11 protein-coding genes are annotated in these 16,028 nt (G+C 73.1%); 3 read left to right on the top strand and 8 right to left on the bottom strand.

Annotated elements, in window-relative coordinates; genetic code table 11:
- Window positions 1-97: 97 nt before the first annotated feature.
- From tnpA to ACFYWM_RS03625, 3 genes are all read left to right on the top strand, one after another.
- Window positions 98-520: an IS200/IS605 family transposase gene (gene tnpA, locus ACFYWM_RS03635; RefSeq protein WP_389908054.1), complete on the top strand. Its 423-nt coding sequence runs from the start codon at window positions 98-100 to the stop codon at window positions 518-520.
- A complete protein-coding gene (locus ACFYWM_RS03630) occupies window positions 513-1,697 on the top strand; it encodes an RNA-guided endonuclease InsQ/TnpB family protein (RefSeq protein WP_389908052.1) in 1,185 nt (394 codons plus the stop codon). The genes tnpA and ACFYWM_RS03630 overlap by 8 nt, the downstream gene beginning before the upstream one ends.
- A 328-nt stretch (window positions 1,698-2,025) precedes the next feature.
- Complete coding sequence (locus ACFYWM_RS03625) at window positions 2,026-3,318, top strand: ABC transporter ATP-binding protein (RefSeq protein WP_389908050.1); 1,293 nt, start codon at window positions 2,026-2,028, stop codon at window positions 3,316-3,318.
- An 80-nt stretch (window positions 3,319-3,398) separates the two neighbouring features.
- On the opposite strand, the gene ACFYWM_RS03620 is transcribed toward ACFYWM_RS03625, so the two are convergent.
- The 8 genes from ACFYWM_RS03620 to ACFYWM_RS03585 form a co-directional block, all read right to left on the bottom strand.
- Window positions 3,399-4,172: a hypothetical protein gene (locus ACFYWM_RS03620; protein WP_389908048.1), complete on the bottom strand. Its 774-nt coding sequence runs from the start codon at window positions 4,170-4,172 to the stop codon at window positions 3,399-3,401.
- Window positions 4,173-4,407: 235 nt separating this feature from the next.
- Window positions 4,408-5,046, bottom strand: coding sequence for an amino acid-binding protein (locus tag ACFYWM_RS03615; protein WP_389908046.1), 639 nt, complete (start codon window positions 5,044-5,046; stop codon window positions 4,408-4,410).
- A gap of 94 nt (window positions 5,047-5,140) precedes the next feature.
- Window positions 5,141-6,418 carry a right-handed parallel beta-helix repeat-containing protein gene (locus ACFYWM_RS03610; RefSeq protein WP_389908044.1) on the bottom strand — a complete coding sequence of 426 codons (1,278 nt, stop codon included), beginning with the start codon at window positions 6,416-6,418 and terminating at the stop codon, window positions 5,141-5,143.
- 166 nt (window positions 6,419-6,584) lie between these two features.
- Entirely contained in the window at window positions 6,585-7,616 is a 1,032-nt protein-coding gene (locus tag ACFYWM_RS03605; RefSeq protein WP_389908042.1) for a methyltransferase, read from the bottom strand.
- 68 nt (window positions 7,617-7,684) lie between these two features.
- Window positions 7,685-9,001 (bottom strand): MFS transporter, encoded by a 1,317-nt coding sequence (locus ACFYWM_RS03600; RefSeq protein WP_389908040.1) that lies wholly within the window; start codon window positions 8,999-9,001, stop codon window positions 7,685-7,687.
- Complete coding sequence (locus tag ACFYWM_RS03595; RefSeq protein WP_389908038.1) at window positions 8,998-13,752, bottom strand: amino acid adenylation domain-containing protein; 4,755 nt, start codon at window positions 13,750-13,752, stop codon at window positions 8,998-9,000. Before ACFYWM_RS03595 ends, ACFYWM_RS03600 begins: the two co-directional genes overlap by 4 nt.
- Complete coding sequence (locus ACFYWM_RS03590) at window positions 13,749-14,411, bottom strand: DUF6875 domain-containing protein (protein WP_389908036.1); 663 nt, start codon at window positions 14,409-14,411, stop codon at window positions 13,749-13,751. The genes ACFYWM_RS03595 and ACFYWM_RS03590 overlap by 4 nt, the downstream gene beginning before the upstream one ends.
- The gene (locus tag ACFYWM_RS03585; RefSeq protein ID WP_389908034.1) at window positions 14,408-15,829 is read right to left on the bottom strand and encodes an FAD-dependent oxidoreductase; all 1,422 of its coding nucleotides are present in this window, start codon (window positions 15,827-15,829) and stop codon (window positions 14,408-14,410) included. Before ACFYWM_RS03585 ends, ACFYWM_RS03590 begins: the two co-directional genes overlap by 4 nt.
- Window positions 15,830-16,028: the final 199 nt, after the last annotated feature.

Here is a 16,028-nt window from a genome sequence, read left to right as displayed (position 1 = left end):
ACCGCCAAGGCCCGAGCGTGCTCTGACCGGTCGGGTTTGGGCATCGGAGATCTCCGTTCGTGGCGCGTTGGATGAATGTCGCTGTCATAGTGATCGCGTGACTCGTCGGGTGCGCACCTCCCCCGGTGCGGCGCATGACCTCGGTTACCACCTGGCCTGGTACCCGAAGGGCCGCCGCCCGGTTCTGGGCGGGCGGGTGAAGACCCGCTTGGAGGAGTCGATCCGCGCCAAGGCCGGCGAGCACGGCCGGTGGATCGTGGCGCTTGGGGTGATGGCCGGCCAGGTACACATGTTCGTCAAGCCGCACCCCAGGCACTCGCCGTCGTCCGTGACCGACCCGTTCATGGGGTTCACCTCCCCTCACCCGCGCGCCGGGTCCGCGCACCGGCGATTGCGGTTGCCCACGCTGTGGTCGCGGTCGTTCTTGGTGGCCACGGCCGGCGTGGTGTCGGCTCAGAAGGTGCGACGCTCCTTCGAGGCGCGCGATGAGCGCGGCCCGAAGGGGGGTGGCCGTGCGTAGGTCGTTTACGTTCCTGCTGCGTCCCACCCGGCATCAGGAGATCGCGCTCGCGGCGTGTCTGGAAGATCACCGGCAGCTTTACAACGCCGCTCTTGAGCACCGGCGCACCGCCTACCGCAAGGCCGGGGTGAGCGTGCGCTACGGCGAGCAGTCGGGGGAGCTGAAGCACATCCGCGCCGACGATCCGGGCGGGCAGGGCCGGTGGTCGTTCTCCTCCCAGCAGGCCACGCTGCGCCGCCTGGAGCGGGCGTACGCGGCGTTCTTCACGCGGGTCCGCCAGGGCCGTACGCCCGGCTTCCCCCGTTTCAAGGGCAGGGGCCGGTTCGACACCGTCATCTGGCCCAGGGACGGCGACGGCTGCCGGTGGGACTCCCAGCCCGAGCACCCCACCGCCGTGTTCGTGCGGCTTCAGGGCATCGGACAGGTGCGCGTCCACCGGCACCGCCGCGTCCTGGGCACCGTCAAGACGATCTCGGTGAAGCGGGAAGGCAACCGCTGGTACGTCGTGCTGTCGTGCGACGACGTGCCCGGCCGGGCGTTGCCCGCCACCGGGGCGGTCGCCGGGATCGACATGGGCGTCGCCTCGCTGGCCACCACCTCCGACGGTGTGCACGTCGACAACCGGCGCCACCTGGCCGCCTCGGCTGAGCGTCTCGCCGCCGCGCAACGCGACCTGGCCCGCAAGGAACGGGGGTCCAAGCGGCGCGGTAAGGCCGTGGCCCGGGTCGCTGCGCTGCACGCCACGGTGCGCCGTCAACGCCTGGACGGCGCGCACAAGGCCGCGCTCGCCCTGGTGCGCGCCTATGACGTGATCGTGCACGAGGACCTGCGAATTGCGGGCATGACCCGCTCGGCGTCCGGCACGATCGAGGCTCCCGGCACCAACGTGGCACAGAAGTCCGGGTTGAACCGGAGCATCCTGGACGCGGGTTGGGGGGTGTTGCTGACGATCCTGTCGTACAAGGCTGAGAGCGCCGGTCGAGAAGTGATCGCAGTCGATCCCCGCGACACCTCCCGCACCTGTGCCCGTTGCGGGCACTGTGCTGCGGACAACCGCCTCACCCAGGCCGAGTTCCGATGTAGGGCGTGCGGGCATGCCGCGCACGCCGACGTGAACGCGGCCACGAACATCCTCAGGGCAGGGCTTGCCCTTCGCGACGCTGCGCAAGCGGCTTAGCGAGAAGCCGCCTCCAAGAGGCGGAGGAGTCACCAAGCAGTCACCCCACCATGCGGTCTAACCAGGCGCGAACCGATCGGCATCCGGCATCCTCTATGAAATTCGTTTCTGCAACTTTTCGCAAATTGTAACATTTCAACCCTCGTGCCGGTGTTCCGGTAAAGGTGCGATGTCACGACTGGACGTCACGCCGGGGAACGGAGAAGTAACCATTAGATGAGCAATTTCTAACGACATCTATGGACACACGGGCAATTGTCGCGATGTACTACCTCATCAATCACACGGCTGGGATCCGGGCGGGGGCGTCCGGGAGGAACGAGCGCGCATGAGTACCGTCGTCCTCGACAACGTGAGCAAGGTATACCCGGGTGGATACCTCGCGGTCGACCGCATGAGCCTGCGCGCGGAAAACGGGGAGTTTCTCGTACTCCTGGGCCCCTCCGGTTGCGGCAAGTCCACCCTGCTCCGGATGATCGCGGGTCTGGAGGAGGTCACCGACGGGGACCTGTGGCTGGGCGGCACGCTCGCCAACGAGCTCGCCCCCCGCGACCGCGACGTGGCCATGGTGTTCCAGAACGGCGCCCTCTACCCGCACCGGACCGTACGCGGCAACATCGCCTTCCCCCTGGAGATCGCCAAGGCCGACCCCGCGATGGTCAGGGAGCGCGTGACGGAGCTGTCCAAGGCGCTGCACATCGACGAGACGCTGGAGCGGCGCCCTGGAACGCTCTCCGGTGGCCAGCGCCAGCGCGTGGCGATGGGCCGCGCGATCGTCCGCCAGCCTTCGCTCTTCCTGATGGACGAGCCGCTCTCCAACCTGGACGCGGGCATGCGCACCGAGCTCCGGATGGAGATCTCGTCGCTGGTCCGCTCTCTCGGGGTGACCACGATCTACGTGACGCACGACCAGGTCGAGGCCCTGACGCTGGCCGACCGGATCGCCATCATGAACCGCGGCGTCCTGCAGGACGTCGGCACCCCCGGCCAGGTCTACAACGACCCCGCGACCGCCTTCACCGCGGCCTTCCTCAGCTCCCAGCAGATCAACCTGCTCGCGGCCACCGTCCGTACCCCGCAGAACCAGTACATCCTGCTGGACTTCGGGCCGCACCAGATCATGATTCCCTGGACCGATCCCAGGGCGTACGTCATCTCCCAGCACGTGGGCCGCCAGATCATCGTCGGCCTGCGCCCCGACTGCCTGGCCCCGGTCCCCGACACCTTCGAGGGGCCGACCTTCCTCGGCCGCGTCCGCGCCCTGGAGTACCACGGCCACGAGTGGCTCGCCTACGTCGAGAGCGGGCTGACCTCGGTGGCCGTGCCCGAGCCCCCCGACCCCCGGCACAAGGCCAACGGCCTGGGCGCCCCCCTCGTCGGCGGCCGGGTCCGCTCGGTCCTGCGGCGGCTGATGCCCGGCGTCTCCTTCGACGAGGACACCGGGCCGCAGCAGGCGCAGGAGCAGGTCGGCGGCGGCAACCACCGCCGGGCCGACCTCATCGTCCGCCTGGGCTCCCGCCCGGTCTGGCGGGCCGGGGAGTCCGCCCGGGTGGGAGTCGACGTCACCCGCCTGATGCTCTTCACCATGGACGGCGCCCGCATCGACCCGCCGCAGCGCTGACGCGGCACCGGGACGCCCGGTGCGGGCCCGGGCCGGTCGTCAGAGCGGCCCGAGGGAATCTCGCGGAAGCGGGACGGTCCTCAGAGCGGCCTGATCGTCTCGCCGATCCGGTCGAACAGCTCCTGCTTGCCCCCGGTGTCGGTGCTGAGCGTGACGATGCAGGTCCTGTCCGCGACCGGCACGTAGTACTGGGTGCCCCGGACGTTGACGCCGTTGGTCTCGAACGAGTAGACGATCCGCGCCGCCTCCCTGGAGCCGATCCGCACCTTGCCCGTCTCGACGACCTTGGCGTTGAGCTGTTCCAGCTGGGACCTGGTCTCCCTGAGCAGCTGTTCCGTCGAGATCTGCCGCCCGGCCTGGCAGAAGGCGTTGAGGTTGGTGGGGAACCCGTTCTTCGAGGTCTTGGCCGAGTCGGTGTCCGACGCCCAGAGGCCGTTGTTGTCGACCAGGGTCTGCAGGCTCTTCTTCGCCTGTTCCAGCGTGGGACCCGACAGGCCGCTGCTCTCCAGCCCCTTGTCGAGGTCGTCCTTGGTCAGGTCGAGCGAGACCCACTCCTTCGGGATCGCGACGGTGACGCCGTTGGCGGCCCCGCCGATCCGCTTGAACCCCTCCGGCACGGGTGCGGCGCTCTCGGCGGGGGCGGTGGCGGTGGTGCTCGCGCCCGGCTCGCCCGGCTCGGCGCTCCGCGAGGGGCCGGGACTCCGGCCGAGGTCGAGGTCCCGCACCAGGGCGGCGGGGGCGGCGGAACCGGCGGGAACGGCGTCCGTGACGGCCGGGTTCCCGCCCGCGCAGGCCGTACTCGCTCCCAGGCAGAGCCCCAGCAGGCTCATCGTCACGACGTGGCGCTTAGGCATCAGGCTGCCCTCCTCCCGGACCCGCGAGGGCCCGGTACCGATACGACCGGCGGCGTCATCGGGGGGAGATCTGATGCGGGTGTGCGCGACGGCCACCGCCCCGCCGGGCTGACCCGGCCGCCCTCGGTGGACGGGACCCGGGCACGACGGACGGGAAGGCGCGGTCACGGAAGGTGGCGCCGAACCACTCCTAGCTTTTCCTACCCCATAACCGACATATCGGAAACGCGGGGACTCAGGAGGCGCGACTCATGATGGAGACGATCTCCAGGACCCTGGTGGCGCGATCCAGCTCCGCGCGGTGGAAGGGCGGTCCGTCGGCCCTGGCCAGGACCAGGTGCCGGCTCGTCTCCGGCACCGGGAGGCTCATCAGCCCGTACGGCCCGGAGCCGAGGACCGCCGGGCGCAACGTGGCGAGGTCGGCCGCCTTGACGCCGACGAGGCCGCCCGTCTCGTCGAGGGACACCGGAGCCTGCCAGCTGCGGTGAAGGAGATCCTCGCTCTCCGGCGACAGGATCACCGCCCACTCGGCGCTCACCAGGTCGGGCATGGCGTCCACGAGGGTGTCGAAGGCCCTGCCGGGATCGGCGGCGACGTGCTTCAGCAGGTCGTAGTCGGGCGCGGCGCCGGGGATCTCGCGGGTGGGCCAGACGCCCTCGACGCGCATCCCCGGGACGCCCGAGAGGCGGTCCCTGACCGTCTCCGCGTCCACGGTGCCGGGCCAGGAGACGGTGAAGTCGTCCACCGCCCGGCCCGTCTCACGTTCCAGGACCGTCACCTGGAGGATGTCCGCACCCAGCGTGCCGAGCACCCGGGCCGCCTGGCCCAGGGTGCCCGGCCTGTCGGGGAAGGAAACGCGTAGCCGCAACATCATGCCGATCACCTCGCTCTACGCACCAGACTGTCCTAGCCAGGTTTCACGAAGGTTCCGGGGAGATGTCCAGAATAAGACCCCAAATGGGTAAAAATCAGGGCTGATAGGCCCCGGCGGCGGGGGACGCGGACAGCTTGGCGCCGGAGAGGTCACGGGCCAGGCCCGTCCCCCCGTACCAGGTGGGGCCGAGCTTGACGCCACGGCCGAGCGCCGGGGAGCCGGGGCGCAGGCGCAGGTCCGTCCGGCTCCTGAAGCGCGGGTCGGCCAGGATCGACCTGGGGCCGAGCTTGAACTTCAGGGAGCGGCCCTTGTAGACGCCGGCGTCCTCGTCGGCCCCCTTGCCGTCCTCGAAGCCCACCTCGCCGCCGACCACGATGACGTTGTTGCGCAGCTTCAGGATCCCCGGGGAGCAGCCGTCGTGGCAGGCCCAGCCGAGGGTCTGGCGGGCGGGCAGGTAGACCGAGTTGTGCACCGCGACGGTGCCCCTCACCGGCCCGACCACGTGGCCGGCGCCCCGGGTGACGAGGAAGGAGGCCCTGCGCGAGGAGGTGACCACGTTGTGGGCGAAGATGTTGCCCCCGGCGGTCTTGCCCTTCTGCGCGCCGAGCTCGACGAAGGTCTCGTTGTTCCTGGCGACGTTGTGGGTGATCCGGTTGCGGTCGCCGTTGAACACCTCCACGGCGGCGCCGTCGGTGCCGTAGTCCTTGCTGCCGGCGTAGCTGCCGGTGATCAGGTTTCCGGTGACGAGGTTGTCGTCGCCGTTGAGCAGCACGCCGAACGCGCCGGAGTCGTCGTCGCCGCCCTCGTCGTTGACGCTCATGCGGTTGTTGTCACGCAGGACGCTGTTCTTGACGACGTTGCTCGCGCCGACGAAGTGGACCCCGGTGATGTTGCGGTCGGCGATGACGCGGTCGAGCTCGTTGCGGTTGCCGCCGACCTCGAAACCGGCCCACTGGCAGTTGCTGGCGTGCACCCCCACGACCCGCACGTAGGAGCCCGAGATCACCACGCAGGCCGCGTCCCTGCCGCTGATCCTCGGGGCGGCGCCCTTGCCGTACGGCTCGACCGAGATGGGGCTGGCGGCGGTGCCCTTGCCGGACAGCGTCAGCGCGCCCGGCCAGCTGCCGCCGCGCTTGAGGCGCACGGTGTCGCCGGGGCCCAGGGTCGCGGCGTTGACGTTGTCCAGGCTGCGCCAGGCCGCCGAGGCCGAGGTCCCGGCGGCTGAGTCGTCTCCGGCCCTGGAGTCGACGTAGTAGACGGTGCCCGCCGCGGCGGTGGCCGCCGGCACGGCGACGAGCATGTTTCCGGCCACGAGAGCCCCCGCCACGGGAGCGGCCCACGGCCTCGTCGAGTTCATTCTGCTACGCTCCATCGCCGTTCCCCGCCAGTACGTCAGCGCAGATCTTCGCACACCCGGGGTTCACTCAGCGATCCGAGCGAAGGACGCACAGCCGGCCGTTACCTCGCCTTCACCCCGGCGGGCCGGGCGGCGACGCGGAGCCGGGCGGCCCCGGCCGCCCCCGCCCTGGTCACGACGGTCACTCCCTGGTGGCGACGATCAGGAGGTGCGCCGGGGAGCGTGTCAGGACGTACTCCCGCGGGTCGTGACAACCGGCCTCGGCGAGCCACCGGGTGACCGTCTCCGGGGAGTACAGCCGCCCGCCCTGGGTGTGGTGCAGGTTGAGCTCGAAGAGCGGGGTGAAGGCCCGCGCCGCCGCGTCGCCCGGATGGCCGGGGTCCCTGTCGAGGACCAGCACGACCCCGCCGGGGCGCAGCGTGCGCGTCGCGGCCCGCAGCAGGGCGAAGGCCCGCTCCTCGCCGAAGCCGTGCAGCAGGTTGAACAGCAGCACGGCGTCCTGGTCGCGGTACGGGAGATCGCCCAGGACGTCCCCGTCGAGAAGGGTGACGCGGTCGGCCATCCCCGCTTCGGCCACCGCCGAGCGGCCCGCGTCGAGCCCTGCGGACAGGTCGACGACGGTGGCGCGCAGCTCCGGCCGGTCCCGGCAGTAGGCGATGCTGTAGCGGGCGTGCCCGCCGCCCAGGTCCAGCAGCCGGGAGGCGCCGCGCGGCAGGGGGGCGACGGCGGCGATCTCCTCCGCCAGCCACCCCGCCTGGTCCTGGAGCAGCCGCTGGAAGCGGGCCAGCACCTCGGGGCGCCCGGCCAGCCAGGTGTAGAAGTCGGCGCCGCGCTCACCGGAGCGCACCGACTCCTCCAGCCCGCCCCAGAGCCCGGCCAGGACCTCCTGCCAGAACAGCAGCATGTTGCCGTACCCGCCGAGCAGCGGGCGGGACACGGCGGTCAGCGCGTACCCGCCGGGCCCGGAGGTCACGTACCCGGTCCCGGCGAGCGCGCCGAGCAGGACGCGCAGGCCGTCCCGGTCGGCGCCGAGCCCGGCGGCCAGCTCGGGCAGCTCCCTGGGCCCGTCCGCCAGGGCCTCGAACAGGCCGAGCCGGAGCCCCGCCGCGGCGGCGTGCGCCGACATGGCGCCGATCACGTCGAGATGGGGGCCGGGCGCCTCCCCGCTCTCCAGGTAGCGGCGGGCGTCCTCGGGTGTCAGGTGCAGCGGCATCGGACCTCGCTCGTAAGGGTCACGGTTCGTGAGTGCTTTGTGAAGGTCGTGGTTTCGAGAGGCCGGGGTCAGGGGACCGGGGCGGGCGCGGCGTCCGTTCTGGGCGCGTCCGGGATCTCGCGCTCCAGGCGGCGGAGCCGGGGAAGGACGAAGGTGACGACCGCGAGGGCGACGAGCAGGAGCCCGTCGACCAGGTAGATCAGCGCGGTTCCCCTGCCGGGGCCCGTCCCGATCAGTTCCCCGACGCTCCCGGCGAGCGCGCCGCCCGGCATCAGCAGGGGTCCCGTCAGATGTTCGGCGACGGGCGCGGCGCTCAGGTAGGCGACGGGCATCGCGCACTGCGACAGGGTGCGCGCCGTGGCGAGCACCCGGCCGAGCGCCCCGGCCTCGGTCTTGAGCTGCAGGATCGTCATCACGCAGCCGTTGACCACCGGCAGGACGAACAGGAACGCCGGGGCGACCACCGCGATGAGCACCACCGAGGGGGACAGGCCGTGCGCGGCCAGGGCGAGCCCGCCCAGCGCCATGAAGAGGCTCATCCCGGTGATCCTGCGGCGCGGCCCTCCCCACAGGCCCATGACCAGGCTCCCCGCGAACAGCCCCGCCCCTCCGGCGAACACCAGCACCCCGAGCGTGGCGGGTCCGGTGAACGACAGGATGAGCGGGCGGATCAGCACCCCCGCGACGGCGAACACCAGGTTGAACGCGGCGAAGACCGCCACCAGCGGGAACAGCCCGTGGGAGCGCAGGTGCCGCAGCCCGAAGAGCAGGTCGGTGCCCAGCGACGGCGGGCTCGCGACGGTCTCGGGCCGGGTGACCGACCGGGGCAGCCTCGTCGCCAGGACCACGACCGTCGCGACGGCGAACGACAGGAGGTCCAGCAGGAGCACGCCGCGCAGTCCCACCACCTCCAGCAGCGTCCCCGCCGCCACCGGGGCCGCGATCTGCAGCCCCCAGGTGGCCTGCATCAGCCCGTTGGCCCGCCCCAGGTGGCGTTCGGGGACCAGCAGCGGCGTCATCGCCTGGTAGACGGTGAGATGGAAGGTCCCGCAGATCGCGCCGACGGCGGTGGCGACGTAGACGTGCCACACGGCCAGGCTCTGCGCCTGGACGATCAGCAGCAGCGCGGCCGTCGACAGCGCCGCCCCGCAGTCGCTCAGTACGAGGACCCACTTCCTGTCGAAGCGGTCGACGATCACCCCGGAGAAGGGGGTGATGAGGATGCCGGGCAGCGTGGCGCAGAGCATGGTGAGGGCGAACTGGGTCTCGGATCCGGACTCCTGGTAGACCCAGACGCTGAGCACGAAGCCGGTGAGGCTGGAGCCGATCACCGACACCAGCTCCGCGGACCAGATACCGGCGAACCTGAGCGCGTCGGCTCTCAACGGAGCCCTCCTTCCACGGATGCTTCGGCGGACGTCCCGGTGGGAACCCCGGCGGGTTCCCCGGTGGGGTTCCGGACGGGGTTCTCGCCGGGACTCTCGGCGAGGGTTCCGGCGGGTTCGCCGGTGAGAGTCCCGGGTTCCCCGGTGAGCGTCCAGGCTGCGCCGGCGGGAGTCCCGGTGGGGGCTTCGGAGGGCGTCCGCGGGGCCGTTCCGGGAAGGAGGCCGGGGCACGTTCCGAGGAACGCGAGATAGCGGCCGATCAGCGCGGAGCCGGGCGGCGGGCAGGCGAACGAGGTCTCGAACCTCGGCCCGCGCGGCCCCGGCGGCCTCTCGCCCAGATCGGCGGCGAACGGGCCCATCGCGACCGGCTCCCCCTCGGCGGAACGCCGCAGGATCTCCGCCCGCCAGCGCTCCCAGGGGACCGTCTCGACGTCGTACCCGTGATCGGCCAGGGCCGCCGCCAGCTGCCGGTAGGTGATCCCCTCGGCGTCGAAGTAGTGGAAGTCGCGCCCCGCCGACGCCGGGTCCAGGAGCCGCGCGGCGACGGCGGCGGCGAGATGGTCGACGGGGATGACGTCCTCGGCGACCGGGATGTCGGGCACCATGCGGAGCTGGACGAACGTGGCGAGCAGCCGGTTGAGGTAGTCGGCGGGGTCGCCCCGGCCGGTGAGGCTGTGGCCACCGACCCGCGCGGGCCGGTGGACCGTCACGGGCAGGCCGTGCTCGCGGGCCTCCCGTACCGCCGCGTCGGCGACCCACCTGCTCTGGTAGTACGGGGACTCCAGCCCCGCGGGGTCGTCCGGGGCCTCGTCCTCGGTGATCGGCCGCTCCCGGCCCGCCCAGCCGAGGTACACGCCGAGGGTGGAGACGGTGTGCAGCGGGGTCGGCCGCGAGCGCGCGGCAAGCCGGACCATCTCCACGGTCCCGCCGACGTTCACGGGGCCGAGCATCCGGTACGGCTGGACGAAGTTGACGATCCGCGCGGTGTGGCAGATCAGGTCGCTCCCCTCCGCCACGGCGTCGTAGAGGCCGGGCTCCAGTCCCAGCCGGGGCGCCGTCAGGTCACCGGCCAGACCGGTGACCCTCTCCCGGTAGCCGGGTTTCCAGAGGCCGTACCGGGTCAGCACATCGCGGACCCGGTCGGCGGCGACCCGCTCGTCCCCCGCTCTGACCAGGCACATCACCTCGGGGACGCCCCGGTCGAGCAACTCGGCCAGCAGATGCGCCCCGAGGAGGCCGGTCGCCCCCGTCAGCAGCACCCGGCCGGGCCACCGCGCCGCCGCCCCGCCCGGCACGAAGCCGACCGAACCGGAAACACCGCGCCCACCTGGCGCGTCCCGCCCGTCCTCAGGCAAGCCGGACGCGCCACGCTCGTCCCCCGACACGCCGGACACAGGGCCGGACGCGCCACGCCCGTCCCCTGACGCGTCGCGCGTCGAGGTGAGGGTGTCGCGTACCTCGCCGGGCAGCGCCGCCAGCGCCCTCAGGTCGTCGTCGCCGAGGGCCGGTTCCGGCGTGGCCGCGGAGGCCGCGAACTCCGCCAGGTCGGCCGTCTCGAAGAGACCCCCGAGGGAGAGCTCGACCCCGGTCTCCCCGCGGACCTCGCCGAGCACCCTGGCGGCCAGCAGCGAGGACCCGCCGAGGGCGAAGAAGTTGTCGTGGCGCCCCACCCGGGGAAGGTCGAGCACCCGGGCCCACACTGCGGCCAGCGCCGTCTCCAGCGGCCCGCGCGGCGGGACGTACCCGGGCGCGTCCCGCGAGGCGTCCGGGAGCCGCCCGGCGTCGACCTTCCCGTGCGGCGTACGCGGGATCTCGTCGAGCGGTACGAGCACGGCGGGCACCATGTGCCGGGGCAGCCGCTCGCGCAGGAAGCCCCGCAGCCCCTCGGGGTCGACGGCGCGCGGCGCCACGTAGCCGACGAGCCGGTCCCCCTCCGGGGAGGCCACGACGGCCGCGTCCCGCACCCCCGGGTACGCCACGACGGCGGACTCGACCTCGGCGGGCTCGATCCGGTAGCCGTTGACCTTCAGCTGGCGGTCGACCCGCCCGAGGAACTCCAGCGTCCCGTCGGGCAGGTATCTGGCCAGGTCCCCGGTCCGGTACATGCGGGCCCCCTCGCGCCCGGCGTGGGGGTCGTGGACGAACCGCGCCCCGGTCTCCTCCGGCCGGGCGACGTAGCCCCGGGCGAGGCAGTCGCCCCCCAGGTGGAGCTCGCCCGGCGTCCCGGTGGGCGCCAGGCCGCCCCTGCGGTCGAGGACGTAGGCGCGGACGTGCGGCAGGGGGCGCCCGATCGGCAGGTGGTCCCGCCCTGCCGCCTCGGCGCCGTCGCGGGTGCGGTGCACCGTGGCGCACACGGTCGCCTCGGTCGGGCCGTAGTGGTTGAACAGCTCGACCCGGCCGCCGGTGGCGGCGGCCCAGGCGCGGACCGCCCAGAGCGGTACCCGCTCCCCGCCGACCATCATCGTGGTGACCGGCCAGTCGGCGGGCACCGCTCCGGGCGCCAGCCCGGCCGCCCACCCCCGCCACAGGGAGGCCGCGGTGTCGACCGCGGTCACGCCGTGCCGCGCGCAGAAGCGCACCAGCTCCGGCCCGTCGAGCAGGGCGGGATCGGGGTGCAGCACGACGGCGGCCCCCGAGCACAGGGCGGGGAACACGTCCCCCACCGAGGCGTCGAAGGTGAGCGGCGGCAGCATCAGCACCCGCCCGCCCGGCCCGAACCCGTGGACGACGCGGAACGACTCGGTCAGCCGGGCGAGGGTCCCGTGGGTCACCATCACCCCCTTGGGCCGCCCGGTGGACCCCGACGTGTAGATCACGTACGCGAGGTCCCCGGGCCCCGCGGGCGACACCTCACCAAGATCGCCCGCGCCGCCCGGATCATCCCCGGCCTCTCCGCTCTCTCCGGCTTCCCGGACTTCCCCGGCCTCTCCCGCGTCCTCGACGGTGAGAACCGCGCCGGGGTAGCCCGCGAGCGCCTCCCGGTGCCCGTCGGAGGTGACGGCGGCGACCGCTCCGGCCTCCAGGAGGATCCCGGCGATCCTGTCCGGCGGGTCGGCCGGGTTGAGCGGCAGGTAGGCGGCCCCCGCCCTCAGCGCGGCGAGCAGGGCGACAATGGCGTCCCCGCCGTTCGGCAGGACGACGGCGACGACGGATTCGCGCCGGGCCCCCGCCTCCCGCAGCCGCGCCGCCAGCCGCGCCGAGCGCCGTTCCAGCTCGCCGTAGCCGATCGTCCCCTCCTCGGAGACCAGCGCGGGGGCGCCGGGGGCCTCGGCCGCCCGCCGGGCGACGAGCTCGTGGACCGCCGTGAAGCCCTCCGAAGGCAGGGAACCGCGAGACGCCGTATCGCCGTCCAGGGACGCGGGATCAGCCCCTGAAGGGGCGGTGGGATCCGTCGTACCGGCGTGAACCCCGGTGTGGACCTCGTCGTGCAGCGGGATCTGCCAGACCCGCAGGTCCGGCGTGGCGGTGAAGGCGGCCAGGAAGACGACCACGTGGCGCAGGAACCGGTCGACGGTGCCCTCGTCGTAGAGGTCGGCGGAGTAGTCGGCGTGCAGGTCGATCCCCCTCTCGCTCACGCTCACGACGAGGGTCAGGTCGAAACGGGCGCCCGGGGAGGACTCGTCGAGGTCCCAGGTCTCCGTGGTGAGGTTCGCCGCCCGCTCGGTGGCCCGGCCGCCCTCCCCCATGACGAGCAGCGTCTGGAAGACGGGGTTCCTGCGCAGGTCCCGGGGGGCCCCGGCCAGGTCGGCGATCTCCTCGAACGGCGTCGCCTGGTGGCCGAGCCCCCTGATGACCGAGCCGCGCACGGCGCGCAGGAGCTCGGCGAGGGTGGGGTCGGCCCGCAGGTCCGTCCGTACCGGGATGAGGTTGATGTAGCAGCCGACCGAGCCCTCCAGCTCGACCAGGTGCCGGTTGACCAGGGCGGTCCCGACGACCACGTCCTCCTCGTCGGAGTGCCTGGCCAGGGCGGCGGTCATCGCCGACATCGCGATGACGAACAGGGTGACGCGCCGCGCCCTGACGAGGGCGTACAGGTCCGCCACCAGGGTGTCGGGCAGGCGCAGGGAGCGGCGGGCCCCGCCCAGTACGGGTTCGCGGGGCCGGGCCCGGTCCTGCGGGAGGGTGCTGACGGCGGGCGCGCCGGACAGGTGCTCGCGCCAGTGGGCGAGCCCCGCCTCGCGCCCCGCCGCCCCCTGCCCGGCGAGCCAGGCGGCGTAGTCGGGGAACTGGGCGGACACCGGCTCCGGCGGCTCGGCGCCGTCGACCAGGACCCGGTAGTGAGCCCAGAGGTCCTCCTCCAGGATCCCGAGCGAGGGCGCGTCGCACATGATGTGGTGCAGGCACCAGGCCAGGACGTGCTCCCCGGAGGGAAGGGCGATCAGCACGGCCCGGTGCAGCGGGGCGCCGTCGAGGGTGAACCTGCGCGAGAGCACGTCCCTGACGATGTCGCGCGCCCGCTCCTCGTCGGGCGCGTCCACCACCCGCAGCTCGGGCCCGCTCTCCCGTACCGTCTGAACCGGTCCCTCGGCTCCCTCGACGACGACCAGGCGCAGCGCCTCGTGCCGGCCCACGACGGTGGTGAAGGCCGCGCGCAGCGCGTCCGGGTCGAGCGGCCCGACGAGGCGCTGGAAGGTCCAGCAGACGTAGGACGCCCCGCCTCCGGCCCCGGCCCGGTCCAGGAACCACAGGCGCGCCTGGGCGGGGGTGAGCGGGATGGGCGCGGCGGGGTCACGGCGCGCGGGCGGGGTCATTCCACCCCTTCCATCAAGGTCTCCATGACGATCTCCCGCAGGTGGGCGGGCACCCTGCCCTCGAACCGGGTGAGGTACGCGCGCCGGTGGGCCGGGTCCCCCCACAGGAAGGGCAGGTCCGTGGCGACCATGTGGCGGATCGCGAGCAGCGGCACCGGACCGGCCAGGGGACGCAGCGACGGGTTCCACAGGCCGGGCTTGTCCGGCGGCCCGTCGTGGAACTCCCCGATCATCAGGCCCTCCTCGACGAAGGCGTCCTTCAGCGCGTTCTGCGCGCCGTCGACGAGCGCCAGGCGGTCGCCGAGACCGGGCAGGAGCAGCAGGATCGTGGTGAACACGGCCTCGGGCCCGTCCAGCGGCGCGAGCCGGGTGAACCAGGCCCGGTAGGGCTCCACCGCCGCGACGACGTCCTCGACGGTCTCTCCCGCGCGGGGCACCGCGAGATAGAACCTGTTCCGGCCCAGCGAGCCCTGGGCGTACGGGCAGACCGGGCCGTTGCGGCCCAGCTCGGGGTGCGGGCGGCACAGGTAGGTCCCGGCCCAGTCCACGACGGCCCGCAGCGCGTCCCCGTGGGCGAGGACCTCGGGCGGCGGTGACGGGGCGTCCAGATCGGCGACCTCGATCAGGCGGAGCGACGGGTCGTCGGGGTGCGTGATCACGGGGCCGTCCTCCGCGGGGAAGTGCCGATCCGTACGGCCGCCAGGGCGGCTCCCACGGCTCCCGCCGCCAGCGCCGCGCCCGACCAGCGCAGCACGCGGTCCTGCCTGCGGGCCCGGCGCAGCGCCTCGCCGTAGGGCATGTCGGTGTGCGAGACCATGGTGTAGAGGGGTTTCCACAGGTCCGGGAAGGCGCGGTTCAGCGCGAGGTCGGCCTGCCTGCGGGCCAGGCTCAGCGGTGAGCGGGTGCCGTCGCGCAGGTCGGCGAAGTTCCGCTCCGACAGGTCGGCCAGGATGTCGGTGTGCGGCTTGCGCAGCCGCTGGTACTCCTCGAACGCGGCCGCGCGGTCGCGGGGGTGCCGGGCGAGGCAGCCGTCGAGCACCAGGCAGTCCTCCAGGGAGGAGTTCATGCCCTGGCCGTAGAACGGGTAGACCGCGTGGGCGGCGTCGCCCGCCAGGACCACCCGGTCACCGTGCCGCCAGCGCGAGGTGCGGATGGTCACCAGGTTCCCCACCGGGTTGGCGGCGTACTGGGCGGCCAGGTCGGGCACGAGGTCCAGTACGCCGGGGAACACCCGCAGGAAGAAGTCGGTGACGTCGCGCTCCCCGGCGAGTTCGGCGAAACCGGGGGCACCGGGGACGCCGGAGTGCGGCAGGAAGAGCGTCGCGGTGAGCGAGCCGTCCACGTTGGGGTGGGCGACGATCAGGGCGTTCTCGCCGGGCCAGACGTGCAGTGCCTCCAGCGGGACGCGGGAGCCGCCGCCGGGGGCGGCGGGGATCGTGAGCTCCTTGTACCCCCATTCGAGGAACTCCTGGCGGTAGTCGGCCGTGAGCCCCCGCTGCATGGCGGCGCGTACGGCGGAGAACGCTCCATCCGCGCCGACCACGAAGTCCGCGCGGGCCTCGCGCGTCTCGCCGGTGATCGTGTCGGCCAGGGTGAGCGTCCCGCTCTCGCGGTCGACCCCCGCGCAGCGGACGCCGAAGAGGTGCCTGACACCCTCGTGTCCTGCGGCGCTCTCGACCAGGAGGGTGGTCAGCTCGTCCCTGTCGACCGAGTAGAGGATCTCCCGCGGGTCGGTGCCGTACGCCTGGAAGGCCGCGGGCCTGCCCGGACGGTGGATCATCCGCCCCCGCATGGGCACGAGCCTGTCGCCGAGAGCGTTCCACAGGCCGACGTGCCGCAGGGCGCGGATGCCCCGGGCCGACAGGCCCAGGTTGATCGAGCGTCCCTCGCCGTCGCCCTTGCCGTCGCGCGGGTCGGGGCGCATGTCGTAGACGTCGACGGGGTGGCCCCGGCGGGCGAGGAGGATGGCGAGCAGCGATCCGGCAGGGCCCGCGCCGACGACCGCGGCCCTGTCCTCGAGGGCTGGGTGAGCCGGGCCGTCGAGTGGATCGGGTGAGCCGGGTAAGTGGGAGATCACGGCTTCCCCTCCGGTTCCACGGCGCGGCACGAGGGCCTGCCCGCGCGGTCGCGGATCGGGAGGGTGAACCGGGTCATGGAGATCTGGGTGGTGTCGTGCACACTCAAACCGGCCTCCTGGGGGGCGCGCGAGGTCGACGGGTCGTACATGAGGGGGATCCGGGCCGCGGGCGACCCGGACAACACAGGTGAAGCGGATG

It is taken from the genome of Streptosporangium sp. NPDC002721 (assembly GCF_042888905.1).
Taxonomy (GTDB): domain Bacteria; phylum Actinomycetota; class Actinomycetes; order Streptosporangiales; family Streptosporangiaceae; genus Streptosporangium.
This window is presented reverse-complemented; position numbering and strand designations above follow the sequence as displayed.